We start from the raw sequence: 23,848 nt of genomic DNA, 5'->3' as shown, positions 1-23,848 counted from the left end.
TCCGACCGTCAGTACCGACTTATCCGAGAAAGCGAGCACTACGACAGCCATGGCTGAGGCTCAGAGCATCCCGGTGGGCTCCACCACCGCCGGTTCGATCGCGGTGGCCGCGGAGTCCACCGTCGCCACGCGCATGAGCGCCCCCCCGTCCTACGACGTGGCGGACTTCCCCGTCCCGCACGGGCGCGAGGAGGAGTGGCGATTCACCCCGCTTGACCGCCTCGCCGGGCTGCACGACGGCACCGCCGTCGCCACCCACGGCGGAGTGACGGTCGAGGTCAGCGCCCCCGAGGGCGTCGTGGTGGAGACCGTCGGCCGCGACGACGCACGGCTCGGCAAGGCCGGCACGCCCGTGGACCGGGTCGCCGCGCAGGCATACTCCGCCTTCGAGAAGGCCTCCGTCATCACCGTCCCCAAGGAGACCGTGCTGACCGAGCCGATCCGGGTCTCGGTGCGCGGTGAGGGCGGTGTCGCCTTCGGCCACCAGCACATCGAGCTGGGTGCCTTCGCCGAAGCCGTCGTCGTCATCGACCACACCGGTGAGGCGGCCGTCGCGGCCAACGTCGACTTCGTGCTCGGCGACGGTGCCAAGCTGACCGTCGTCTCCGTCCAGGACTGGGACGACAAGGCCGTCCACCTCGGCCAGCACAACGCGCTGGTCGGTCGGGACGCCTCCTTCAAGTCCGTCGTCGTCACCTTCGGCGGCGACGTCGTGCGGCTCCACCCGCGTGTGGCGTACGCGGGCACGGGCGGCGAGGCCGAGCTGTTCGGCCTCTACTTCACCGACGCGGGCCAGCACCAGGAGCACCGCCTCCTGGTCGACCACAACACCCCGCACTGCAAGTCCAACGTCGTCTACAAGGGCGCGCTCCAGGGTGACAACGCCCATGCGGTCTGGATCGGCGATGTGCTCATCGAGGCCAAGGCCGAGGGCACCGACACCTACGAGATGAACCGCAACCTCGTCCTCACCGACGGCGCGCGGGTCGACTCGGTGCCGAACCTGGAGATCGAGACCGGTGAGATCGTCGGTGCCGGACACGCCTCCGCCACCGGCCGTTTCGACGACGAGCAGCTGTTCTACCTGATGGCCCGCGGCATCCCGGAGACCGAGGCCCGCCGTCTGGTCGTCCGCGGCTTCTTCGCCGAGCTGGTCCAGCAGATCGGTCTGCCGGACGTCGAGGAGCGCCTCATCGCCAAGATCGAGGCCGAGCTGGAGGCGTCCGTCTGATGGCCTTCGTCCGAGCCTGCGGGCTGAGCGAGCTGGAGGAGGACACCCCGAAGCGGGTGGAACTCGACGGCACGCCGGTCTCCGTCGTGCGCACCGAGGGCGAGGTGTTCGCGATCAACGACATCTGCTCGCACGCCAACGTCTCCCTCTCGGAGGGCGAGGTCGAGGACTGCCACATCGAGTGCTGGTTGCACGGCTCCAGCTTCGACCTCCGCACCGGCAAGCCCGACAGCCTTCCCGCGACGGCACCCGTCCCCGTATACCCCGTAAAGATCGAAGGGGACGATGTGCTCGTCTCCGTCACCCAGGAGTCCTGAGTCACCCATGGCAACGCTTGAAATCCGCGACCTGCACGTCTCCGTCGAGGCCGAGAACGGCCCCCGGGAGATCCTCAAGGGCGTCGACCTGACCGTGAAGCAGGGCGAGACCCACGCCATCATGGGCCCCAACGGCTCCGGCAAGTCGACCCTCGCCTACTCCCTCGCGGGCCACCCCAAGTACACGATCACCGGCGGCACCGTGACCCTGGACGGCGAGGACGTCCTGGAGATGTCCGTCGACGAGCGCGCCCGCGCCGGTGTCTTCCTCGCCATGCAGTACCCGGTCGAGGTCCCGGGTGTCTCGGTCTCCAACTTCCTGCGCACCTCCGCCACCGCCATCCGCGGCGAAGCCCCCAAGCTGCGCACCTGGGTGAAGGAGGTCAAGGAGGCCATGGAGCGTCTCCAGATGGACCCCGCCTTCGCCGAGCGCAACGTCAACGAAGGCTTCTCCGGTGGTGAGAAGAAGCGCCACGAGATCCTCCAGCTCGAACTGCTCAAGCCGAAGATCGCCATCCTGGACGAGACCGACTCCGGTCTGGACGTCGACGCCCTGCGCGTCGTCTCCGAGGGCGTCAACCGGGTGCGTGAGACCGGCGAGGTCGGCACCCTGCTGATCACGCACTACACCCGGATCCTCCGTTACATCAAGCCCGACCACGTCCACGTGTTCGCGAACGGCCGGATCGCCGAGTCCGGCGGCCCCGAGCTGGCGGACAAGCTGGAGGCCGAGGGCTACGAGGCATATGTGAAGGGTGGCGTATCAGCGTGACCCATCCCCGCCAGGGGCTCCCCGGCCTCCTCGACACCGAGGCGCTCCGCAAGGACTTCCCGATCCTGGACCGCGTCCTGCATGACGGCAAGAAGCTCGTCTACCTGGACAACGCGGCGACCTCGCAGACCCCGCGCCAGGTGCTCGACGTGCTCAGCGAGTACTACGAGCAGCACAACGCCAATGTCCACCGCGGTGTGCACGTGCTCGCCGAGGAGGCCACCGCGCTGTACGAGGGCGCCCGCGACAAGGTCGCCGCCTTCGTCAACGCGCCCAGCCGCGACGAGGTGATCTTCACCAAGAACGCCTCGGAGTCGCTGAACCTCGTCGCGAACATGCTGGGTTGGGCCGATGAGCCCTACCGCGTGGACCACGAGACCGAAATAGTCATCACGGAGATGGAGCACCACTCCAACATCGTTCCGTGGCAGCTGCTCGCGCAGCGCACCGGTGCGAAGCTGAAGTGGTTCGGTCTCACCGACGACGGCAGGCTCGACCTGTCCGGCATCGACGAGATCATCACCGAGAAGACGAAGATCGTCTCCTTCGTGCTGGTGTCCAACATCCTGGGCACGCTCAATCCGGTGGAGCAGATCGTCCGCCGTGCGCAGGAGGTCGGCGCGCTCGTCCTCGTCGACGCCTCGCAGGCGGCCCCGCACATGCCCCTGGACGTCCAGGCCCTCGGCGCCGACTTCGTGGCCTTCACCGGTCACAAGATGTGCGGACCGACCGGTATCGGCGTGCTCTGGGGGCGCCAGGAGCTGCTGGAGGACCTCCCGCCGTTCCTGGGCGGTGGCGAGATGATCGAGACCGTCTCGATGCACTCGTCCACCTACGCCCCGGCGCCGCACAAGTTCGAGGCGGGCACGCCCCCGATCGCCCAGGCGGTCGGTCTCGGCGCGGCCGTGGACTACCTCACCTCGATCGGCATGGACAAGATCGCGCGGCATGAGCATGCGATCACCGAATACGCCGTCCAGCGCCTCCAGGAGGTCCCCGGCCTGAGGATCATCGGCCCGGTGACGGCCGAGGACCGCGGCGCTGCGATCTCTTTCGTACTCGGTGACATCCACCCGCACGATGTGGGCCAGGTGCTGGACGAACAGGGCATCGCGGTCCGGGTCGGCCACCACTGCGCGCGGCCGGTCTGCCTGCGGTACGGAATTCCTGCGACCACGCGGGCGTCGTTCTATCTGTACTCCACGCCGGCCGAGGTGGACGCCCTGGTCAACGGCCTGGAGCACGTCCGTGACTTCTTCGGATGAGGGACTGACGCGTGAAGCTTGATTCGATGTACCAGGACGTCATCCTGGACCACTACAAGCACCCCCACGGGCGGGGCTTGCGGGACGGCGACGCCGAGGTGCACCACGTCAACCCGACCTGCGGCGACGAGATCACCCTTCGCGTGAAGTACGACGGATCGCGTATCGAGGACATCTCCTACGAGGGCCAGGGCTGCTCCATCAGCCAGGCATCGGCCTCCGTGCTGAACGAGCTGCTGGTCGGCAAGGAGCTGGCCGAGGCGCAGAAGATCCAGGGCACCTTCCTGGAGCTGATGCAGTCCAAGGGCCAGATCGAGCCGGATGACGCGATGGAGGAGGTGCTGGAGGACGCGGTGGCGTTCGCCGGTGTCTCGAAGTATCCGGCGCGGGTGAAGTGCGCGCTGCTGAGCTGGATGGCGTGGAAGGACGCGACGGCTCAGGCGCTGTCCGAGTCGCCTGACCCGTCTGAAGGGAAGACCGCATGACCGAGAACGCCGACACGACGGCGGCCTCCGCAGGCTCCGCCGAGCAGGAGTGGCCGACCGAGGAGACCTACGCGTCCCAGGACACCGCAGCGGCGGAGCGTCCGGCGGGCTCGAAGGCGTCCGAAGAGGAGGTCCGCGAGGCTCTGTACGACGTCGTGGACCCCGAGCTGGGCATCGACGTGGTCAACCTCGGGTTGATCTACGGCATCCACATCGACGACTCCAACATCGCCACCCTGGATATGACGCTGACGTCGGCGGCCTGCCCGCTGACCGATGTCATCGAGGACCAGGCGAAGGCTGCGACGGACGGCATCGTCAACGAGCTGAAGATCAACTGGGTCTGGATGCCGCCGTGGGGTCCGGACAAGATCACGGATGACGGTCGAGAACAGCTCCGCGCTCTGGGCTTCAACGTCTGACCGCTTCTGCGTCTGATCGCTCCGGCACCTCTGGTGCGCGGTACCGCCCGGACGAAGGCAACGGCCCTGCCCGCCAGTGTGACTGGCGGGCAGGGCCGTTGCCTTCGTCCGGGCAGCCGATCAGGCGCTCAACCTGCGTGCGGGCTTTCCGGGGCTCCGGGGTGCGGTCCCGTCGGCGGCTGCTGCGGTGCCGTCGGCGGCTGGGTCACTCCCGCCGCCTCGGCCAGGACCGGGCCGAGGTTCTCCTTGCGGAGCCGCTGGTCCACGTAGAGCAGACTCGTCACCAGGCAGGGGAAGGTCGTGGTGATGATCTGGGAGATCAGACCGCCGATCATCGAGATGACGATGGCGGTGCCGAGCCCGGTGAAGATCTCGGCGAGCTCGGGCTCGGAGCCGTAGCTGCCGGGCATCATCATCAGCGTCGGGAACATGCCGAGGAACTGTGTGAAGTACTGCACGATGCCGCCCACGGTCGCCGCGACCAGGGTTGCCAGGATCGTGACGCCGAGGACGCGCCACCAGTCTCCGCGTACCAGATCGGACGAGCGGCGCAGGGCCCGGATCGGCCCCTGCGACTCGAAGACGACAGCCGCCGACGCCAGGCTGAACCTGCCCCACAGCCAGATGGCCACCGGGGCGGTCACCGCGGCTCCCAGCAAGCCCAGCGCTGCCAGCCAACCTGCCGCGGGCACCTCGTTCTGGGCGGCCAGGGCGACGAACATGCTGATGAAGCCCAGCGTGGCGAAGCCCACCGGGACCACTGCGATGAGGCCGTTGAGCACGACGGTGCCCAGGGCTGCGGGAACCCGGGGTGCGATGCGCCGCCATACCGCGCCGAAGGTCGTGGGACGGCCGAGAACGGCGTTCTGGACGACGGCCGGGATGCTCGTCTGCACCACCACCGTGGCCAGCACCGAGGCCAGCATGGTGATGAGCCAGAAGCAGATGAAGGCGGTGAGCAGCGGACCGCCCTCGTCCCAGTCCGGGGGCGAATCGCGGTTCGCGTCCACCACGGCACGGATCTCGTCCTCGACGGCCAGGTAGGCGACGGCGACTGCCGCGACCACGACCAGGGCCAAGGCCCCGTAAACGGCCGCGGCCATACCGAGCAGCTGCTTCCAGTGGCGACCGATCGTGCTGAAGGCACCGCCGAACAGTTCGCCCACCGTGAGCGGCCGTAGAGGTATGACGCCCGGTTTCGGTGCCGGGGGCGGGCCCCAGCCACCCCAGCCCGGCGGCACGCCGTACGGTCCCCACTCGGTGTTCTGCGACATTCGTCGCCCCCCGCCCTATTTTCGTACTGCGTCTCGGTGTGACTCGAACACGGTAGCGGTACGGGGTGGCGGCTGGTGCGTACGGTCGTACGTATCGATGGGTACACTCGTACGCATGGGATACGCACTGCTGGCCGCGGCGATCGCGGCAGAGGTGGCCGGCACCACGGCGATGAAGTACAGCGACGGCTTCACCAGATTGTGGCCGTCGGTGGTCACCATCGTGGGATATGTGATCGCCTTCGCGCTGCTGGCGCAGACACTGAAGACGCTGTCGGTCGGCACGGCCTACGCGATCTGGGCAGGAGTGGGCACCGCCGCGGTGGCGGCGATCGGCATGGTGTTCCTCGGCGAGCCCGCGAACGCCATGAAGATCGCCGGTATCGCCCTGGTCGTGGTCGGGGTCATCGTGCTCAACCTGGGCGGCGCACACTGATGCCGCGCCGCAGGCGGTATGACCCCGAACGGCGCCAGCGCCTCATCGACGCCGCGATCCGGGTGGTCGGACGGGACGGCATCGCAGGGCTGAGCCATCGCACGGTCGCGGCCGAAGCCGACGTACCGCTCGGCTCGACCACCTACCACTTCGCCTCCCTGGACGAACTGCTCATCGCCGCGCTGCGGCAGACGAACGAGGGCTTCGCCGAACTGCTGCGCACCAGCGAGGTGCTCGCCGACCCGGAAGCCGATCTCGCCGGGGGGCTCGCCCGGCTGGTGGGGGAGTGGCTCGCCGGTGAACGGACCGGTGTGGAGCTCGAGTACGAGCTCTACCTGGCGGCTCTGCGCAGACCCGCCCTTCGGACGGTCGCCGCCGAGTGGACCGATGACGTCATCGAGGTGCTGTCCCGCCGGACCGACCCGGTGACGGCGCGGGCGCTGATGGCCCTGATGGACGGAATCTGCGTACAGGTGCTGCTGACGGGCACCGGTTACGACGAGGCGTTCGCCCGGGAGATGCTGGCCCGCGTACTGGGCGGCGGCTGACGGCGCGTGGTGCGCGTCCCTCTCCCGGCAGTCCTCGTGAACCGCTCGGGAGGTACGGGTAACAACGGGGTGACCCGACCGACAGCAGATACGGAGCGGGTATGACCCGCATGGCCTGAACCTGACGGGGTCGGTCGGACCACGCCGCACCCGGGCCCGTGCGGCGGAGAGGTGTGTCGTACCGGACCGTGCGGCGGATCGGCACCTGAGACCGGTTCGCACCCGCCCTGCCCCGCCGGTTAGGTTCTGCGTATGACTGACTCGCCCGACAGCACCACCGCACCCCGCACCACCGGCGCCGTCGCCGCCGGCCTCGCCACCATCGCCGGCGACGGCAGCGTGCTCGACACCTGGTTCCCTGCCCCCGAGCTCTCAGCCGAAGCCGGTCCGGCCGGTACCGAACGCCTCTCCGCCGACCAGGCGGTCACCCTTCTGGGTTCGGGCGCAGCCAAGGCCGTCGGCGTGGACGCGCGCCGCGGGGTCGAGATCATCGCCGTCCGCACGGTCATCGCTTCCCTGGACGACAAGCCGCTGGACGCCCATGACGCCTATCTCCGGCTGCACCTGCTCTCGCACCGCCTGGTGAAGCCGCACGGCCAGAACCTCGACGGTGTCTTCGGGCTCCTCTCCAACGTCGCGTGGACCTCGCTGGGGCCGGTCGCGGTCGACGACATCGAGAAGGTCCGGCTCAACGCACGCGCGGAGGGCCTGCACCTCCAGGTGACCTCGATCGACAAGTTCCCGCGGATGACGGACTACGTCGTGCCCAAGGGCGTCCGGATCGCCGATGCCGACCGTGTCCGACTCGGTGCGCACCTCGCCGAGGGCACCACCGTGATGCACGAGGGCTTTGTCAACTTCAACGCCGGCACGCTCGGCACCTCCATGGTCGAAGGCCGGATCTCCGCCGGTGTGGTGGTGGGCAACGGCTCTGACATCGGCGGCGGCGCCTCCACCATGGGCACCCTCTCGGGCGGCGGCAACGTCATCATCGCGATCGGCGAGCGCTGCCTCGTCGGCGCCGAGGCGGGTGTCGGGATCGCGCTCGGCGACGAGTGTGTCGTCGAAGCCGGTCTGTACGTGACCGCCGGTACGCGGATCACCATGCCGGACGGCCAGGTCGTCAAGGCCCGCGAGCTCTCCGGCGCCTCGAACATCCTCTTCCGCCGCAACTCGGTCACCGGAGCCGTCGAGGCCCGCCCGAACAACGCGGTGTGGGGCGGCCTCAACGAGGTGCTGCACAGCCACAACTGAGGGTCCGCCGTCGGATCACGCGGCGGGACGGATTGCGCCTCGCAGTTCGTCGTACGCCGCCAGCAGCCCGTCGACCGTCTCCCGGTCGGCGGGCTGCAGCGGTGCCCGTACCGCCCCCGCGGGCAGGCCCAGTTCGGCCAGCAGGGCCTTCGCGGTGACCGTGCCCGGCAGGCCCGAGGCCATCATCAGCTCGGCGAGCGGCAGGGTGAGCCGGTGGAGGCGGGCGGCCTCGGCCGGGCGGCCCGCGTCATGGGCGTCGAGCACCGCTCGCAGCGGGGCCGCGGCGACGTTCGCGACCGTGCTGACGAAACCCGTGCCGCCGATCGCGTACAGCGGCAGATGCAGTTCCTCGCATCCCGCGTAGTAGGCGAGGGACGTGGTGCGGGCCAGTACCTTGCCGCTGCCGAGCAGGTCGTAGGCGCAGTCCTTCACGGCCACGATCCGCGGATGGTCCGCGAGCCGCAGCATCGTCTCGGGGGCGATCTTGGTGCCGGTGCGGACCGGGATGTCGTAGAGCATCAGCGGGATACCGACCGAGTCCGCGACCTGCCGGAAGTGCGCCTCCACGGCGGCCTGCGGCGGACGGCTGTAGTAGGGGGTGACGACCAGCAGGCCGTCGGCGCCGGCGACTTCGGCCGAGCGGGCCAGCTCGACGGTGTGCAGGGTGCTCGCGCTTCCGACACCCGCCACGATGCTCGCCGAGTCCCCGATCTCCTCGCGGATCGCGCCGACGAGCGCGGTCTTCTCGGCGTCCGTGGTGGTGGGGGATTCGCCTGTGGTCCCGTTCAGCACCAACCCGTCACAGCCCTCGGCCACCAGGTGCCCGGCGAGCTTGCGTGCTCCGGCGAGGTCCGGGGCGCCATCGGCGGTGAAGGGCGTGATCATGGCGCAGAGAGCGCGCCCGAAAGGGGATGCGGGCAGGTGAGGCGTCGTCATGTCCGCAGTGTCCGCCGGTCGCACCGCGTAGGTCTACTTAGATCTGCTTCGGTTCAAGGGTTAGGTCCGGTTGACAAACAGGTGCGGCGAGTACGTGCCAGGAGGGTGTGCGGGCGTTCGGTCGCCGGGCAGGACGAGGTCATGATGCGCATCGCACACCCTGGTTCCGAGGGTGGTACGGAGCCTGTCCGGCGCGACGGGGCGGGTGCGGGACGCGCCGCACGCCCGTGCTCGGTGCGAGCACGGGCGTGCGGCGGTCGTCATTGGCCGGGTGCTACGGGCGGAAGCGCAGCACCTGCGGGTCGTGGTCGCTGTTCTGGTCGGCGAACTCCGCGTTGATGTGCACGCTGTCGTAGTCGAAGTCGCAGATCGACGGGCTGACCAGGATCTGGTCCAGCACCTGGCTGTTGCCCTGGTAGACGTACGAGTAACGCTCGGCGCGCGGCAGGGACTTGATGCCCGAGTACAGCACACCGCCGTCGGACAGCGCCTTGGTGGTGCCCGAGAACTCGAAGTCGTTGATGTCGCCGAGGGTCACGACGTGCGCGTTGCGCTGTGCCTTCAGGATGTCCTTGACGAAGGCGTTGACGGCCTTGGCCTGCTCCAGGCGCTCGGTCTCGGAGGAGCGGGCCGGCGGCTGGTGCTGAGAGGTCAGGCTCTCGTCACCGCCCTTCGAACCGAAGTGGTTGGCGATGACGAACACCGTCCGGCCGCGGAAGACGAACTCGCCCACGAGCGGCTTGCGGCTGGCTTCCCAGGCGGCGTTCGCGGGGTCGATGCGGCCGGGGGAGAGGGTGAGCGCGGCCTTGCGGCCTTCCTTGGCGACCGCGGTCGCGGTGGTCGCGTCGCCACCGGCACGGTCGGTGAAGGAGACCCGCTCCGGGTTGAAGAGGAAGACCTGGCGGATGTTGCCGCCCGGCTGGCCACCGTCCTTGTTGTTCTCCGGGTCGACCGTGCGGTAGTCGTAGGCCGGGCCTCCGGCCGCCACGATCGCGTCGGTGAACTTCTTGATCGTCTGGTCGGCGGCGACCACACCGTCGTTCTTGGCGCCGGTGTTGTCCTGGATCTCCTCCAGGGTGAGGATGTCCGGGGAGGCGAGGTTCGCGACCACGGCCTTGGCCAGTGCGTCGAACTTCTCCTGGGGGTCGGACGGGTCCAGGTTCTCCACGTTGTAGGTGGCGATCGCCAGCTCACCGCGGCGCTGCGGGCGGGTGGCCTCGCGCTCCAGCTCGTTGTCGGTGACCGTGCCCATGGTGCGGGCGGTGATGGTGTAGCCGCCGAACTGGTTGAAGTCCAGCGGGCCCTCGGTCGTGCCGGAGAGCACATCGCCCACGTTCGCCTTGGGGAACGCCTGCTGGGAGGTCGGCACCAGGGACTGGATCTGGAGCCGGCCGGTGTTCTGGGACTTGTACGAGCCGTAGCGGGTGCCGCCCCGCACGGTGGCGTTCTCTCGGGGCTTCACGGTGACCCAGAGCTCGGAGTACGGGTCGGTGGCGCCGACGACACGCGAGGTGCCGATGCTCACGTTGGTGCCCTCGAGCGACTCGTAGTAGTCCAGGGCGTAGGTGCCGGGCTCCAGCGCCAGGCCGTTGATGCTGTTCGCGGCCGCCGGGTCGCCCTGGGGCGCGTAGGCCGACGGGACGGTCCTGGCGGTGATGGTGGTCGGGGCCGGCAGCGCGTTGCCCGAGGACACCACCGTGATGGTGGGCTTGGAGATCTGGGTGATCGACTGGTTGCCCGAGTTCAGACCGCCCGGGACGTACTCGCCGACCGTGCCGGAGACCTTTACCGAGTCGCCGACGGCGACGGTCGGCGTGGAGCTGGTGAACACGAACAGGCCCTCGCTGGTGGCCGGGTTGCCGTCCGCCTGCGTGTCCTGGATCCAGAAGCCGCGGGAAGAGCCGTAGGTGCGCACGCCGATGACGATGCCCTCGACATCCTTCACCTGCTGGCCGACGAGCGGGCTGGTGCGGGTACTGCCCTGGATGTCGTGAATGCGTACGCCGGCGGTGTCGGCCGTGATGTCGGCATCGGCGGCGGCCGAGGAGGAACCGGCGAGGAGCCCGGCGGCCAGGGCGGAGGCCATGACGGACGCGACGGCGGCTGATCTCGGGATCGAAGGCATCGGGAAAACTCCGGAAAATGAGGGTGTGAGGGTGGTGTTGCTGGTTCTACGCGCGTCAATGTCCTGGGTGGACATGTCATTTGTCAAGGGCTTCCTGGTGTACGGCGTTTGACGGGTGTATGAACCGGTCGGCATGGGGTGAAATGCGTCTACGCTGGGGGCGCCGCCAGAGCCGGTACGCGCTTGCCGAGGAGAATCGCCAGATGTCAGCAGACCGCCCCGCCGTAAGCCCCGCAGTGCCTCCGGTGAGGCTGCGCCCGGAGGCGGAGTTGGCCAGGGACGCACTGAGTACCCCGTTGCTGTCACGAGCCGTGCGTCTCGCCCGCTGGGCGGGTCCCGGGACGAGGGTCGACGCGGGCGGCATGCTGGTGGACGAACAGCTTCCGGATGCGGCCGAGGCCTTGGGGTTCGCTGCCGACGAAGAGGGGACCGCCGACGCCAGCGCGGCCTGGCGGGTTGCCGTGGACACCGGACTGGCCGAGGTCGTCGTGCCCGACGACGGAACCGACGACGCCTACGGTGGTGGCGAGACGGCGGGATCCGTCACAGCGGGCGGCAGTCTGCCGCTGGTCACGGGCGGCAGCCCCAGGGATGTGCTGGCTCTCTGGCAGGACGCCTTCGAGTCGGTTCGCGCCGATGCCATCGCGCCGCTGCTGGACGACCTGTCGGCGGTCGTCGACGAACACGGCGAGATCGACCTGGACGCCCTGGACTGGGATCCGGAGGCGGAGTCCGAGTTTCTCGACGGAGTGTTCGGCAGCCTGTATCTGCTGACTCTCACCGAGAGGGCGGCAGGCGGCGCTGTCGACGGCAGCCTCGTCGGAACCGCCGGTGCCTACACGGCGTTCGCGGGGAGCGACGCGAAGCCGGTACCGCTCCCGGCACTCGCGGCGTCGATGATCGTGCCCGACGACATGGGGGAGCCCACCGACGACATCCTGGAGCAGGTGTCGGAAGCGATGATGCGACTCGACGACCAGTTCCGGCTGCTTGAGGCGATCGGGCTGGTGCGGTACCGGCCTGTTGACGGGGAGTTGATGCTGGAGCAGGAGAGCGGTGCCGCCCCCTCCCAGACCGGCCGGTCGTCCGACCGCTCGGATGACGACGTCTCGCGCTACGGGCTGGTGACGCTCACACCGCTCGGGTTCTACGGAATCAGGGCGCGACTGCTGGAGGCGGGCGTCCCGGCCCCGGCCATCGGCGACCTCGCTGCCCAGGGCGCGGACACGCTGTTCGACGGGGTGGCGTGCTACTCCGAGCAGGCGGCCCGGGCGGAGATCGCCGAATGGCTGTCCCGCCGCGGCCCGGGCGCCGCGGCCACCGAACTGCTCCACGCGGCACGCGGCACGGACAGCGGCGCGCCGCTGCGGCGCCTGCACTGCCAGCAGGCGCTGTCCCTGGCAGGCGCGGACGCCGAGTCCGCCGTACGGGAGGTGCTCGACGACCCTGAGTTGGGCGGGCTCGCCCGGGTGTGGCTCGCGGAGCACGGCACCGCCGATGTCCCGGTGCCTCCGCAGTCCATGGTCCTCTGGCTGGCGATCGACACGATTGCGGCGCAGCTCGACGCCGAGGGGGAGTCGGACGAACTGAGCGGACTCGTGGCCGGTCTCGTCGGGCAGCACAGCGGGTTCTTCGAGGAGGCATGGCGCGTGGAGCATCCCGCGACGGCTGAGGTGCTGCAGGCGATGGGACGACTGCACCCGGATCGCAAGACGGGCAAGGAGGCGCGTAAGGCCGCGTTCAAGGCTCGTTCCCGGCCGGGTGTCTGAGGGGAATGAGGGGGCTTCCATTTCGCCGCCCAGCGCCCGCCCATCGGTGGGAGTCCCCGGGGCGCCGGCCCGGGGAGCGGAAGTCGACCGGCCGCGCACCGGCACGTTCCGCCGTCGCGCCGGGCGTGCCCGCTGGAGCAGGCGCTCGGGCACTCACCGGTGAGACGTGCCCGCCCTGCCCGGGGGAAGTGTCGGCACTCGGCCCCGGCCATCGCGCGAGCGGCGACCGGGGCCGGATGGTCGCGGTACTCGGATCGTCAGAGCGCCTGTGCTGCTGGCTTGACCATGCCCCGGACCGTGCGTGACTTCACGAACTCGCCCATCGCGGTCATCTCCCACTCACCGGAGAACTGCCGGATGAGCTTGGCCATCATGACACCGGTCTGCGGCTCCGCACTGGTCAGGTCGAACCTGACCAGTTCCTCGCCGGTCGCGGCATCGAGCAGTCGGCAGTACGCCTTCGCCACTTCGGTGAACTTCTGGCCCGTGAAGGAGTTGACCGTGAAGACCAGGCCGGTGGCATCGGCCGGGAGCCTGCCCAGGTCCACTACGATCACCTCGTCGTCGCCCGCGCCCTCACCGGTGAGATTGTCACCCGAGTGCTTGATCGCGCCGTTCAGGATGGAGAGCTTGCCGAAGTAGCAGCTGTCCAGGTGGTTGCGCTGGGGGCCGTAGGCGATCACCGACGCGTCCAGATCGATGTCCTTGCCGCGGAAGGCCGGCTCCCAGCCGAGGCCCATCTTGACCTGGGAGAGGAGCGGACGACCGCCCTTGACCAGGGACACCGTCTGGTTCTTCTGGAGGTCTACCCGGCCCTTGTCCAGGTTGATCTTCCCTCCCGTGGCCGCGGGCGCGGCCACGGGAGCGGAGGCGGGCGCCACCGGAGCCGCTGCGGCCACGGGCGCCGCCGGTTCCGCAACGGGCGCGGCGGCCGGCTCCTCGTCGACCGACACCCCGAAGTCGGTGGCGATGCCCGCCAGGCCGTTCGCATACCCCTGGCCCACGGCGCGGGCCTTCCAGGCGCCGCCCCGCAGATAGATCTCCACGATCACCAGCGCGGTCTCGGTGCCCAACCGGGGCGGGGTGAAGGTGGCCAGTACGGAGTCGCCATCGGCGTCCCTGATCGTGGCCGTGGGCTCGATGCCCTGGAAGGTCTGGCCCGCGGCGTCCGGGCTCGCGGTGACGACGATCTTCTCGATCCCTGCCGGGACGGCCGCCGTGTCCACGATGATCGCGTCGGGCGCCGCGCCCCCGCCCGATCGGTAGGTCACACCGGGCCCCGATGGCTGGTTGTAGAAGATGAAATCGTCGTCGGAACGCACCTTGCCGTCGGCCGTGAGCAGCAGGCCCGAGACGTCGAGCCGTACGGGGGCGGTGACGTCGACCGCCACGCGCGCGGCGGCCAGGGGGATGTTCGAGCCGGGGGTCATAGCTGTCATGCCGGGGGTAACGAGTGAGACGCCTTTGCCGTTCCCTTACCTTCGGCCGAAAAGGTTCGGCCGAACCGGTGGTCTACCGCCGACCGGAACGGTTTCTCGGATGCTGGCGGGCCTGGCGCTCGTTCCCGAACCGGTACGCCCCGGTCCAGCGGGCCATCACGAGCTGTGCGTCCCCCGACTCGACCTCGGCCAGGAACCTGTCGGCCCGCGCTCCGCGCAGTGTTGCGGCGGAGCGGCCGTGGTGGGTGATGGCGACGGTGCCGTCACCGCGCTGCTCGTAGTGGAATCCAGAAGGTCTCGGCATGACGGGAATGATGCCCGCGGCCTGCCCCGCCCGTCATCCGGTTTCTGCGGGCGGCGGTCTCAGCGTGCGCTCGGCTCACCGGCGGCCGGTGCGCCGATCGGATGGGCCTTTCTCGCCGTCGGCTGCGGCACCGGCGGCACCGACGGCACCGACGGTGTGTCGCGCATCGAGCGCGCGGCCGCACCCACCTGGCGGAGTCGACCCACGTAGGGGCCGTCGGCAAGTCGGAACCGGTCGGTGACTTCACCCGGATATCCGAGACCAGCCACATCGTGGTGGTACCGAATCCGCAGACGACCACTCCGGTGGGATGCAGCGCCGTGTCGCGACGCTGAAGGAACCGTCGGCTTGTTCATGCGGGCATGTCGGCAGGGTGAATGGCCTGCCCGGATGGGGAAGCCGCCCCAGATCCGTGCCGGTGGAAGCCTTAGATGGCAGGTGATGTCACACGGCCCCGGTCTGAGCAGGTCCCGCGCATCGAACGATGCCCCACCGGAACCAGCGCATCCGCGGTGCCGCCATGCCGAGGAGAGCCATGCCGACTTCGCAGCATCACCACGTCCTCGACCGGTACTTCCGGATCGGCGCACGGGGATCGACCGTCGCCCGGGAAGTACGCGGTGGCTTCGCCACCTTCTTCACGATGGCCTACATCCTCGTGCTCAACCCGATCATCCTGGGCGGCGTCGAGGACAAGTACGGTCATACGCTCTCCGGCCCGGCGCTGGTGACTTCGACGACGCTGGTCGCCGCCGTGATGACCGCGATCCTGGGCCTCGGCGGCAATCTGCCGATCGCCATCGCCGCCGGTCTCGGGCTGAACGCCGTGGTCGCCTTTCAGCTCGCCCCATTGATGAGTTGGGCCGATGCCATGGGCCTGGTGGTCCTGGAAGGCATCGTCATCTGTGTGCTGGTCGTCACCGGACTGCGCGAGTCCGTGATGCATGCCATCCCGCAGCCGCTCAAGCAGGCGATCAGCGTCGGCATCGGGCTGTTCATCGCGTTCATCGGCTTCATCGACGCCGGATTCGTCAGCCGTATCCCGGGAGAGACCGGCCTCGTGCCCGTGCAACTCGGCTCCACGGGGCAGCTCTCCGGCTGGCCGGTGCTCGTCTTCTGCCTGGGCCTGCTGTTCACCTGCGCGCTGATGGCCCGCGGGGTGCGCGGCGCGATTCTCATCTCGATCGTGGTGATGACACTGGTAGCGATCGTCATCGACCTGCTGGCCGAGATCGACCGCAACGCCTGGGGACTGACCGTCCCCGACGTCCCCTCGAACATCATCGCCGCTCCTGACTTCCAGCTCATCGGCCAGTTCAGCCTCTTCGGTGCCTTCGGCGAGGCCGGGGCGGTGACCATCGTCCTGCTGGTGTTCACCCTGCTGTTGAGCGACTTCTTCGACAGCATGGGCACGATCGTCGGAGTCACCAACGAGGCGGGGCTGCTGGACGAGAACGGTGACGTCCCCAACCTCGGGCGGGTACTGCTGATCGACGGCGCCGCGGCGGTCGCGGGCGGTGTGGCCTCCTCCTCGTCCGCCACCTGCTACATCGAGTCGGCCGCCGGCGTCGGCGAGGGCGCCCGTACCGGGTTCGCCTCCGTCGTCACCGGCGCCCTCTTCGGCTTCGCGCTGCTCTTCACCCCGTTGGCGACGGTCGTCCCGGCCCAGGCCGCCGCCCCCGCCCTGGTCGTGGTGGGTTTCCTGCTGATGACCCAGGTGCGGCACATCGACTGGCCGCGCTACGAGGTCGCCATCCCCGCCTTCCTGACGATCGCCATCATGCCCTTCACCTACTCCATCACCAATGGAATCGGAGCCGGGTTCCTCTCCTACGTGGTCATCAAGATCGTGCTGGGCAAGGCGCGTGAAGTGCACTGGCTGCTGTGGACCGTGTCGGCGCTGTTCGTGGTCTACTTCGCGATCGGGCCGGTCGAGCAACTGCTCGGCATCAACTGAGGGCTGTCCGGGTGGCCGTGTCCTGGCCGCCCCGGCGGCGGGCCTCGTACCACAGTGCCGCACCGGTGATCGCCGCCCCGAGGCCCTCCCAGAGGCCCACACCGAGAAAGCCGGTCGGCGCCCGCCCGGTGACCACGGCGACGGTGAACACCGTGCAGGTCAGCAGCCGAAAGGGCACCGTCCAGCGGAAGAAGGCCCGCCAGTCCGCCAGGGAGGCCAGGATGTAGTACACGCCCATGTTGACCGCGGCCATCGAGGACGCGGTGAGGAACACCAGGGTGTGATCGCCCGGCGCGCGGTGGCCGCCGGGGCCCGGTGCGGGGGCGAAGCCCAGCAGACGGGTCAGTGCGTCCGGATCGACCAACCCCACCACACCCATGGCCGCGGCGAGCACACCGAACACCGCCATGGTCCAGCCGGACACGGAACGAGGCAGTGGGCGCACGGAAGTCCTCCGGTGGACAAGGAAGTTGAAAGAGAGCGGCCAGCCTCCTGCATATCGTGTGACCGCCGCCGCCCGCGCACCGGGGTGCTCGAAGCAGGGCGTCCGCGGATTCCGAGCGACGAAGAGGACAGCCGCGCAGCGCGGTCCGGGACCGTCGCCGCTCAGCCCGAGGCAGCGGCTGTGCCGTCACCGGTGTCGTCGGAGCGCAGCAGACGCAGGAACGCCTTCACACCGGCGATGATCTCCTGGTTGTCGGTGAGGCGGTTCACCGTGGACTCGAACTCCCTGCCCAGCGCGGCGATCCTGCGGTCCGACTCCTCGGCCCGTGCGTGCGCGCCCATGGACACCGCGTCCATGGTGCGGCGCAGTTCGGCGAGGGCGCGGTACTGCTCCTCAGCCTTCTCCTCCAGGGCACGCGTACCGGCCTCGGCGCGGTCCACCCGGGCGCGCAGCGCGACGACATCGTCCCGCGGATACATGACGTCCGTGAGCAGCGTGCCGAGGCGCCGCCGCAGCTGGGCGAAGTAGGCGCCTGCCGGGCGGAAGAAGGTGCTCAGCAGGAAGAACGCGGCGAACCAGTATCCCGTGAACTCCCCCGTCGCCCAGGTGACCGCGACGACGACCGACGCTGTCACGACATGGCCGGCCACCGCCGTCCGGAGCATCATGCGGGCGATCCGCGCGGCCTCGGCGTCCCGAACCGGGGAGACCACCAGCCCCTTCTCGCGACTCACCGCGATCTCGGCGAGCACGGAATGTGCCCGGAAGTACAGGTTCCAGGGCAGGGTGAGCAGGAGCAGCAGCCACAGAAGGCTCAGTACACCCGCGCTGACGCCGAGCACCACAGCGGTCGGTGCCCCCGCCGCGTAGGCGAAGACCAGCGCGGCGGCAGCCGCCGCCACGGCCGCCACGGCTATCGGAAACCTGCCCATACGCCCCCGCCTTCCGCCCCGATACCGGCCGAACACCGGCACGGCCCATCGTCCTCGGCCCGGACCCGATGGGCATGAGTAGGCGTACTCAGTGGAGGGCGTGGCGCAGGCCGGTCGGCGTCAGCGCACCGGGAATCCGAAGACGTACCCCTGCTCCCGGAGCCACGGCACGACCTCGCGCAGGGCGGCGACCGACTGGCTACGGTCCCCGCCCGCGTCGTGGAACAGGATGGTGGGCCCGTTGGAGATCTCGTTCTTCACGGTCGTCACCATCGCGGCCGTCCCCGGTTGCTTGAAGTCCTTGGAGTCCACGTTCCAGCCCAGCGGCCGCATTCCCCGAGAGGCCGCGATCTGGCGGCTGTAAGGAGTGAAAGCGCCGCCGGGAGCGCGGTAGTAGAGCGGCTTGACGCCTCCTGAGGCCTCGGTGATCATCCGCGCAGCGTCCAGGATCTCCTCGGACTGGCGGGCACGCGACGACCTGTCCATGGCCGTGTCGTGCGACACGGAGTGGTCGCACAGCCGGTGGCCGTCCGCGACCACGGCCTTGACGAGGTCGGGATGAGCCTTGGCCTGTGTTGCGACCATGCAGAAGGTCGCCTTGACACCATGCTCCTTGAGCAGGTCGAGGACCTGTGGCGTCCATGTCGGGTCCGGGCCGTCGTCGATCGTCAGGTTGACGCCCTTGGCACCCTTGTCCGAGGCGTGCGCGATGTCCATGCTGACGACGGGAGCGGGGAGCTTGGGGTCCGGAACGGAGGTCTGGCTCACGATCGGCTTCGGCTCCGGTGCCTCCTTGGCGGGCGGCGCGGCCGACTCGGTCGCGGGTGGGGTCGCTTGACTCGTCCACGCGGCCGCGAGCGCGGCGACCCCCGCCACGCCGATGGCCGCCGCCATTATGCGGCCGTTCATCCCCAGGTTCCGGTGCCGCGCCATGTCCGCTCCCCGCTCTCCCCCTGTGCCCGTTTGCCACCCGGGAGGACGGGAGCGGCGGCGTGGCGGATCCGCTTGTTACGGTTCCCGGACATTCCGTGTGCGGGACAGCCCTTAGAGGCTGTCTCATGTGGTGGTGTCGTAACGTGCGGCATCATGGCTGCTTGTGGGTGCTGATCTATCGCGGCGGCTGGTTCCTGACGGGCTGTGGGAATTGGTTGGACCGTTGCTACCGTCGTTCAAGTCCCGTCCGCAGGGCGGCGGGACTGCTCCGTGTGATGAGCGGGCCGTGTTCACCGCGGTCGTGTATGTACTGACCAGCGGGTGCGCCTGGCGGCACCTTCCCGAGACGTTCGGCGTGTCGCCCGCGACAGCCCATCGCCGGTTCACCGTATGGACCGAGGCGGGCCTGTGGCGCCGACTGCACCGCGCGGTACTGGACCAACTCGGCGCCCGGGGCGAGGTGGACTGGTCTTCAGCGATCGCCGACGCGGCGAGTGTGCGGGCGAAAAGGGGGGTTCGCTGACCGGACCGAATCCGGTCGATCGCGGCAAGAAGGGCAGCAAACTGCACGTGCTGTCCGAAGCCCAAGGCATCCCCCTTGTCGTCGCGGTGTCCGCCGCGAACACGAACGACACGCTGGGACTGAAGCCGCTGATCCGCGGGATACCAGCGGTCCGCTCCCGACGAGGCCCCCGCCGGCACCGCCCGGGAAAGCTCCGCGCGGACAAGGCGTACTTCTCCGCCGAACACCTCGCCTGGCTCCGCGAGCGCCGCATCGTCCCGCGCATCGCACGGCCAGGCATCGAATCGAGCGAACGGCTCGGCCGCCACCGCTGGAAGATCGAACGATCCATCGCCTGGCTCTTCGGCTACCGCCGCCTCACCGTCCGGTACGAACGCAAGGGCTCCCACTTTCTCGCATTCCTTGGTCTTGCAGCCGCCCTGACCGGAAAACTCGGGGGTTCGACGGGCATGGCGATGTGGCCCCTGGGGCTGTGCCGACGGGGTTGAGGGGCGGTGCGGTGGTGTGTCAGGCGCCTGCCGGGGTGAGGGTGACGTCGTGGCCGAGGGCGGTGAGCTGGCGGACGAGGTCGCGGGTCTTGCGGGCGGGATCGAGGTTCTTGGTGTGCCAGTCGGGGCCGAGGTCGCGGTAGCGGGCGGTGGGGTCGTTCAGGAGGTGCCAGACCGTGACCAGGATGGAGCGGGCGACGGCGACCAGTGCTTTGAGGTGGCCTCGGCGTTTGACGATGCGGCGGTAGCGGGCGCCGAGGAAGGTGTCGGTGCGGGCGGCGGAGATGGCGGCTTCGCCGAGTGCTCCGCGCAGCCAGGGGTTGCCTTTGCCGGCGGGTCCGGAGGTGTTCTTCGGGCCGGACTGGAAGGTGCGTGGGGATAGGCGGGCCCAGGAGGCCAGGTGGTCGGCGGTGGGGAACACGCTCATGTCGGTGCCGATCTCGGCGAGGATGACCTGGGCGGTGGCCGGTCCCACCCCGGGGATCTCGTCCAGGCGCTCGACGTCGGTCAGCGGCATCAGCATGCCCTGACCGGGCCGGTCGTCGTCCCTGTCACCGTCCCTGTCGTCGTGGGTCGTGGACAGCTCGGTGAGACGGGTGGTGATGCGGGCGGTGAGCTTGTCGATCTGCATGGTGAGGTAGTCGACGGTGTCCAGCAGCATCCGCAGCATGAACGCGTGGTGTTCCTCGAACCCGCCCGCCAGTGCCTCTTGAAGGGCCTGGGGGCTGGCTTTGATGGTGCCGTGTGCCAGGTCGGCCAGGGCCCTGGGGCTGCGTTCGCCCGCGATCAGCGCCTCGAGCATCGCGCGGCCGGAGACGCCGAAGATGTCGGAGATCACCGAGGACAGCTTGATCTGCGCGTCCTCCAGGAGCTTCTCCGCGCGCTGCTTGTGCCGGGTGCGCTCGTGGGTGAGGACCGCGCGGGAACGGGTCAGGTCCCGCAGCTCCCGCACCGGCTTTGGCGGCACGAACGAGGCTCTGAGCATGCCGCGTTCGGCGAGCTTGGCCAGCCACACCGCATCGAGCCTGTCGGTCTTCGGGCGGCCAGGCACGTTCTTCACGTCACGCGCGTTGACCAGCCAGCATTCAAGCCCCCGCGCCTCCAGGAGAAAGAAGAACGGCTTCCAGTACGTCGAGGTCGCTTCCATGACCACCCGGGTGACGCCCTGGCATATCAGGTGGTCCGCGAGATCCAGGATGGCGCCGCTGGTCGCGGCCACGTGCCACACACGCTGTACTCTCCGGCCGGGCTTGTCCTCGTGCGGCACCCGGGTGCACACCATCCCGGATGCCTTGGCGATATCGATCGCCGCGACCCGCTCCACCAGCTCCGGTCCCTGCTCGCTCTCCTCGGCATCCGTCTCCGCCACGGGCGCGTGCCCCTTCCCCCTCGTTCCGTTCGTACAGGCGGCGCCCGCCCCAAGGGGCCACGGGGAAGACGAAATCTGACCGGCGTGCTCTACGGCAACAAGGCAAGGCCCCGCAGCGGCCCCTGCACCAGACTGACCTACGGGCTTGGTGTCCCAACGAGCAACCGGAGTCGGCGAGCGGGCGCCGCGATCATGTTTTCACGCCGGCAAGGCGTTCCCCGACAGGGACCAGAAGGGCTGACCTGCTACAAGAAACTCACCAAGATCACCACGTGAGACGTCCTCTTAGCCGGGGTTGGGGGTGATGAAGCCCGACTCGTACGCCGCGATGACGGCTTGGGTGCGGTCGCGCGTGCCGGACTTCGCGAGCACCGCCGCAACATGTGTCTTGGCCGTGGCATGGCCCACTCCGAGACGTTCCCCGATCTCCGTGTTCGTCAGGCCCGCGCAGCCTGCCAGGGCCGGCAGCATCGCGGCCGCGGCGAACGGAGTGAGCGCGATGACCCAGGGCCGGTCCAGCGACGCGGGCAGCCGAGCCCACTCGCGGATCCCGGCGGACAGTGGCAGCAGCGCCGTGGTCACGGCGAACGGCGGCAGGGCCGGTGACGCCCCGCTGACCAGTGCGCCCACACCGACGTGCAGGGTGAGCCAGACCGCTGTGCGCAGTCTGGCCGCCCATCGACGTCGAATACCCATGGACGGAGGAAGCTCTCGTCCATGGTGCTCCTGGCGCCCGCCCCGTCGTTCGCGGCGTGGGCGGGGTACGGGACGCAGGAGGCGATCGTGACGGCCCGCAGCACCTCTCGTACCCGGTTGGGCGGCGGGACCGAGGTGCTGGAGCCGGGGGAGGCCGGGGAGGCGGAAGCGGCGGTGAGCGGTTCGGTCTCATGGTGACCACCCTCGTGGAGCCGCTCGCTCGCGGACCTCCCGGTCGCCGACGATCCGTCTCCGCCGTGCGGGTGATCCCGGGTCGGCCCTTGGTATCCCTTGACCCCTCCAAACGCCCCGAAATAGGGTCCGCACCGTCGCGGACATCAACCCGCGCATCAACCCCGGGGAAGGAAAGCCGTGGTCGGAGCAGCACCGGTGTGGAGCGTGGACCCCCGGACCGGGGCGCGGCGCGAACAAGTCGCGGTCGAGGCCACGGCCGAAGAGCTCGACCAGGTGGTGCGTGCCGCACACGCCGCCCGCGCCGCCCTCGCCGACCGTGGGGCCCGCGCCGCTCTGCTGCGCACCGCCGCCGAGCTGCTCGACGAGGCGGGCGAGCACGTCATCGAGGCCGCCGACGCCGAGACCGCCCTGGGCCCGGTGCGGCTCACCGGCGAACTTGCCCGGACCACAGCCCAGTTGCGGGCGTTCGCCGCTGCCGTGGACGAAGGGTCCTTCCTGGACGTCCGCATCGACCACCCTGATGCGGACCGCACCCCGCCCTGGCCGGATCTGCGCCGCTGGCGCATCCCGCTCGGAGTGGTCGCCGTCTACGCGGCGAGCAACTTCCCACTGGCCTTCTCGGTGCCCGGTGGCGACACCGCGAGTGCCCTCGCGGCCGGCTGCCCGGTCGTCATCAAGGCCCACCCCGACCACCCGGCCACCTCCGAACTGTGCCTGTCGGTGTTGCGGCGCGCCGCCCACCGGGTCGGCCTGCCCGAGGACCTCGTCTCCCTGGTGCACGGGTTCGACGCCGGTGTGGAGTTGGTGCGGCATCCGCTCGTGGCGGCCGCCGGGTTCACCGGTTCGGTACGCGGCGGGCGGGTGCTCTTCGACGCCGCCGCGGCCCGGCCCGTACCGATCCCGTTCCACGGCGAGCTCGGCTCGCTCAACCCGGTGGTGGTCACCAGGGCTGCGGCGGCCGAGCGGGCCGAGGCGATCGGCGCCGGCCTGGCCGGATCCATGACCCTGGGCGAAGGCCAGTTCTGCACCAAGCCCGGCTTCGTACTCGCGCCGGCGGGCGACGCGGGGGACAGGCTGCTGAAGTCCCTGACGGAGGCGGTGAGCGAGACCGAGCCCGGGGTGATGCTCGACCACCGGATGCGGGACGCCTTCGTCGCGGGCGTCGCCGAACGGGCCGCGTTGGACGGCGTCGAGACGCCTGTCACGCCCGGCGCCGGCGGGAAGCACACCGTCAGCGCGGGTTTCCTGACCGTACCGGCCGGGCTGATGGCCGCCGAGGGCCCGCACGACCTGCTCCTGGAGGAGTGCTTCGGCCCGGTCACCGTGATCGCCCGCTACGAGTCGCGTGCCGAGATCGAGGCCGTGATCGCCCGGCTGTCCGGCAACCTCACCGCGACCGTGCACCTCGGCCAGGACGAGGCGGACGCGGAGGGCGCCGGGTACCCCGCGGCGGCCGAGCTGCTCGCGTCGCTCGTGCCGCTCGCGGGCCGGGTCCTGGTCGACGGATGGCCGACCGGAGTGGCCGTCACTCCCGCTCAGTACCACGGCGGCCCCTACCCGGCGGCCACCTCCGCGTTCACTTCCGTGGGGGTCACCGCCATCGAGCGCTGGCTGCGGCCGGTCACCTATCAGTCCGTCCCGCCCGCGCTGCTCCCCCCTGAGTTGCGCGACGAGAACCCGCTCGGCCTGCCGCGCCTGGTCGACGGCCGACGGGAGGGTCTGGAAAGCTGACC

General features: G+C 69.7%; 24 protein-coding genes and 1 pseudogene. 14 read left to right on the top strand and 11 right to left on the bottom strand.

Going from position 1 to position 23,848, the window contains the following annotated elements; genetic code table 11:
- Positions 1–49: 49 nt before the first annotated feature.
- From sufD to V1460_RS24700, 6 genes are read left to right on the top strand one after another with little or no spacing between them, the layout of a single operon-like run.
- The gene (gene sufD, locus V1460_RS24725) at positions 50–1,231 is read left to right on the top strand and encodes a Fe-S cluster assembly protein SufD (protein ID WP_338675804.1); all 1,182 of its coding nucleotides are present in this window, start codon (positions 50–52) and stop codon (positions 1,229–1,231) included.
- Positions 1,231–1,548: a non-heme iron oxygenase ferredoxin subunit gene (locus tag V1460_RS24720; protein WP_338675803.1), complete on the top strand. Its 318-nt coding sequence runs from the start codon at positions 1,231–1,233 to the stop codon at positions 1,546–1,548. Before sufD ends, V1460_RS24720 begins: the two co-directional genes overlap by 1 nt.
- Positions 1,549–1,555: 7 nt before the next feature.
- A complete protein-coding gene (gene sufC / locus V1460_RS24715) occupies positions 1,556–2,320 on the top strand; it encodes a Fe-S cluster assembly ATPase SufC (protein ID WP_338675802.1) in 765 nt (254 codons plus the stop codon).
- The gene (locus V1460_RS24710; protein ID WP_338675801.1) at positions 2,317–3,585 is read left to right on the top strand and encodes a cysteine desulfurase; all 1,269 of its coding nucleotides are present in this window, start codon (positions 2,317–2,319) and stop codon (positions 3,583–3,585) included. The genes sufC and V1460_RS24710 overlap by 4 nt, the downstream gene beginning before the upstream one ends.
- 11 nt (positions 3,586–3,596) lie before the next feature.
- Complete coding sequence (gene sufU / locus V1460_RS24705; RefSeq protein ID WP_338675800.1) at positions 3,597–4,070, top strand: Fe-S cluster assembly sulfur transfer protein SufU; 474 nt, start codon at positions 3,597–3,599, stop codon at positions 4,068–4,070.
- The gene (locus V1460_RS24700) at positions 4,067–4,492 is read left to right on the top strand and encodes a metal-sulfur cluster assembly factor (RefSeq protein WP_338675799.1); all 426 of its coding nucleotides are present in this window, start codon (positions 4,067–4,069) and stop codon (positions 4,490–4,492) included. Before sufU ends, V1460_RS24700 begins: the two co-directional genes overlap by 4 nt.
- Before the next feature lie 128 nt (positions 4,493–4,620).
- On the opposite strand, the gene V1460_RS24695 is transcribed toward V1460_RS24700, so the two are convergent.
- Positions 4,621–5,766 carry a hypothetical protein gene (locus tag V1460_RS24695; RefSeq protein WP_338675798.1) on the bottom strand — a complete coding sequence of 382 codons (1,146 nt, stop codon included), beginning with the start codon at positions 5,764–5,766 and terminating at the stop codon, positions 4,621–4,623.
- A 115-nt stretch (positions 5,767–5,881) separates the two neighbouring features.
- Between V1460_RS24695 and V1460_RS24690 the strand changes: the two genes are divergently transcribed.
- The 3 genes from V1460_RS24690 (at position 5,882) to dapD (ending at position 8,004) form a co-directional block, all read left to right on the top strand.
- The gene (locus V1460_RS24690; protein WP_338675797.1) at positions 5,882–6,202 is read left to right on the top strand and encodes a multidrug efflux SMR transporter; all 321 of its coding nucleotides are present in this window, start codon (positions 5,882–5,884) and stop codon (positions 6,200–6,202) included.
- Entirely contained in the window at positions 6,202–6,750 is a 549-nt protein-coding gene (locus tag V1460_RS24685; protein WP_338675796.1) for a TetR family transcriptional regulator, read from the top strand. Before V1460_RS24690 ends, V1460_RS24685 begins: the two co-directional genes overlap by 1 nt.
- Before the next feature lie 252 nt (positions 6,751–7,002).
- A complete protein-coding gene (dapD, locus tag V1460_RS24680; RefSeq protein WP_338675795.1) occupies positions 7,003–8,004 on the top strand; it encodes a 2,3,4,5-tetrahydropyridine-2,6-dicarboxylate N-succinyltransferase in 1,002 nt (333 codons plus the stop codon).
- A gap of 15 nt (positions 8,005–8,019) precedes the next feature.
- Here the strand turns inward: dapD and dapA are convergent, their stop codons facing one another.
- A complete protein-coding gene (gene dapA, locus V1460_RS24675) occupies positions 8,020–8,940 on the bottom strand; it encodes a 4-hydroxy-tetrahydrodipicolinate synthase (protein WP_338675794.1) in 921 nt (306 codons plus the stop codon).
- Positions 8,941–9,214: 274 nt separating this feature from the next.
- Positions 9,215–11,065, bottom strand: coding sequence for an endonuclease/exonuclease/phosphatase family protein (locus V1460_RS24670; RefSeq protein WP_338675793.1), 1,851 nt, complete (start codon positions 11,063–11,065; stop codon positions 9,215–9,217).
- 203 nt (positions 11,066–11,268) lie between these two features.
- Here V1460_RS24670 and V1460_RS24665 point away from each other — a divergent pair, with 203 nt between their 5' ends.
- On the top strand, positions 11,269–12,834 hold the full coding sequence (locus tag V1460_RS24665) for a hypothetical protein (RefSeq protein WP_338675792.1): 1,566 nt from the start codon (positions 11,269–11,271) through the stop codon (positions 12,832–12,834).
- A gap of 257 nt (positions 12,835–13,091) precedes the next feature.
- Here the strand turns inward: V1460_RS24665 and V1460_RS24660 are convergent, their stop codons facing one another.
- From V1460_RS24660 to V1460_RS24650, 3 genes are all read right to left on the bottom strand, one after another.
- Positions 13,092–14,264, bottom strand: coding sequence for a TerD family protein (locus V1460_RS24660; RefSeq protein WP_338678192.1), 1,173 nt, complete (start codon positions 14,262–14,264; stop codon positions 13,092–13,094).
- Between the two features lie 82 nt (positions 14,265–14,346).
- The gene (locus V1460_RS24655) at positions 14,347–14,577 is read right to left on the bottom strand and encodes a hypothetical protein (protein ID WP_338675791.1); all 231 of its coding nucleotides are present in this window, start codon (positions 14,575–14,577) and stop codon (positions 14,347–14,349) included.
- A gap of 59 nt (positions 14,578–14,636) precedes the next feature.
- Complete coding sequence (locus tag V1460_RS24650; RefSeq protein ID WP_338675790.1) at positions 14,637–14,846, bottom strand: hypothetical protein; 210 nt, start codon at positions 14,844–14,846, stop codon at positions 14,637–14,639.
- A 266-nt stretch (positions 14,847–15,112) separates the two neighbouring features.
- Here V1460_RS24650 and V1460_RS24645 point away from each other — a divergent pair, with 266 nt between their 5' ends.
- Positions 15,113–16,534, top strand: a complete 1,422-nt coding sequence (locus V1460_RS24645; protein ID WP_338675789.1) for an NCS2 family permease — start codon at positions 15,113–15,115, stop codon at positions 16,532–16,534.
- Here V1460_RS24645 and V1460_RS24640 read toward each other — a convergent pair.
- The 3 genes from V1460_RS24640 to V1460_RS24630 all read right to left on the bottom strand — a co-directional run bounded on the left by V1460_RS24640 (position 16,527) and on the right by V1460_RS24630 (position 18,844).
- Positions 16,527–16,943: a hypothetical protein gene (locus V1460_RS24640; RefSeq protein WP_338678191.1), complete on the bottom strand. Its 417-nt coding sequence runs from the start codon at positions 16,941–16,943 to the stop codon at positions 16,527–16,529. The two genes, V1460_RS24645 and V1460_RS24640, sit on opposite strands and share 8 nt — an antisense overlap.
- Positions 16,944–17,140: 197 nt before the next feature.
- Positions 17,141–17,911, bottom strand: coding sequence for a hypothetical protein (locus tag V1460_RS24635; RefSeq protein WP_338675788.1), 771 nt, complete (start codon positions 17,909–17,911; stop codon positions 17,141–17,143).
- Positions 17,912–18,031: 120 nt separating this feature from the next.
- Complete coding sequence (locus tag V1460_RS24630) at positions 18,032–18,844, bottom strand: polysaccharide deacetylase family protein (RefSeq protein ID WP_338675787.1); 813 nt, start codon at positions 18,842–18,844, stop codon at positions 18,032–18,034.
- 163 nt (positions 18,845–19,007) lie between these two features.
- Between V1460_RS24630 and V1460_RS24625 the strand changes: the two genes are divergently transcribed.
- A protein-coding gene (locus tag V1460_RS24625; protein WP_407077521.1) for an IS5 family transposase occupies positions 19,008–19,855 on the top strand; the annotation gives its coding sequence in 2 pieces (ribosomal slippage) (positions 19,008–19,350 and positions 19,350–19,855; 849 coding nt in all).
- A 19-nt stretch (positions 19,856–19,874) separates the two neighbouring features.
- Here the strand turns inward: V1460_RS24625 and V1460_RS24620 are convergent.
- Together V1460_RS24620 and V1460_RS36490 are read right to left on the bottom strand one after the other, a co-directional pair.
- Positions 19,875–21,224, bottom strand: a complete 1,350-nt coding sequence (locus tag V1460_RS24620; protein ID WP_338671540.1) for an IS110 family transposase — start codon at positions 21,222–21,224, stop codon at positions 19,875–19,877.
- A 285-nt stretch (positions 21,225–21,509) separates the two neighbouring features.
- Positions 21,510–21,845, bottom strand: a pseudogene (locus V1460_RS36490) (response regulator transcription factor); the annotation flags it as partial.
- A 96-nt stretch (positions 21,846–21,941) separates the two neighbouring features.
- Here V1460_RS36490 and V1460_RS24610 point away from each other — a divergent pair.
- Together V1460_RS24610 and V1460_RS24605 are read left to right on the top strand one after the other, a co-directional pair.
- Positions 21,942–22,118, top strand: coding sequence for a hypothetical protein (locus tag V1460_RS24610; protein ID WP_338675785.1), 177 nt, complete (start codon positions 21,942–21,944; stop codon positions 22,116–22,118).
- Positions 22,119–22,310: 192 nt separating this feature from the next.
- Positions 22,311–23,846: an aldehyde dehydrogenase (NADP(+)) gene (locus V1460_RS24605; protein WP_338678190.1), complete on the top strand. Its 1,536-nt coding sequence runs from the start codon at positions 22,311–22,313 to the stop codon at positions 23,844–23,846.
- Positions 23,847–23,848 lie beyond the last annotated feature (2 nt).

Origin of the sequence: Streptomyces sp. SCSIO 30461 (genome assembly GCF_037023745.1) — a bacterium.
Lineage (GTDB): Bacteria > Actinomycetota > Actinomycetes > Streptomycetales > Streptomycetaceae > Streptomyces.
The sequence above is the reverse complement of the archived record's forward strand: the minus strand, read 5'-3'. Positions and strand labels throughout refer to the sequence as shown.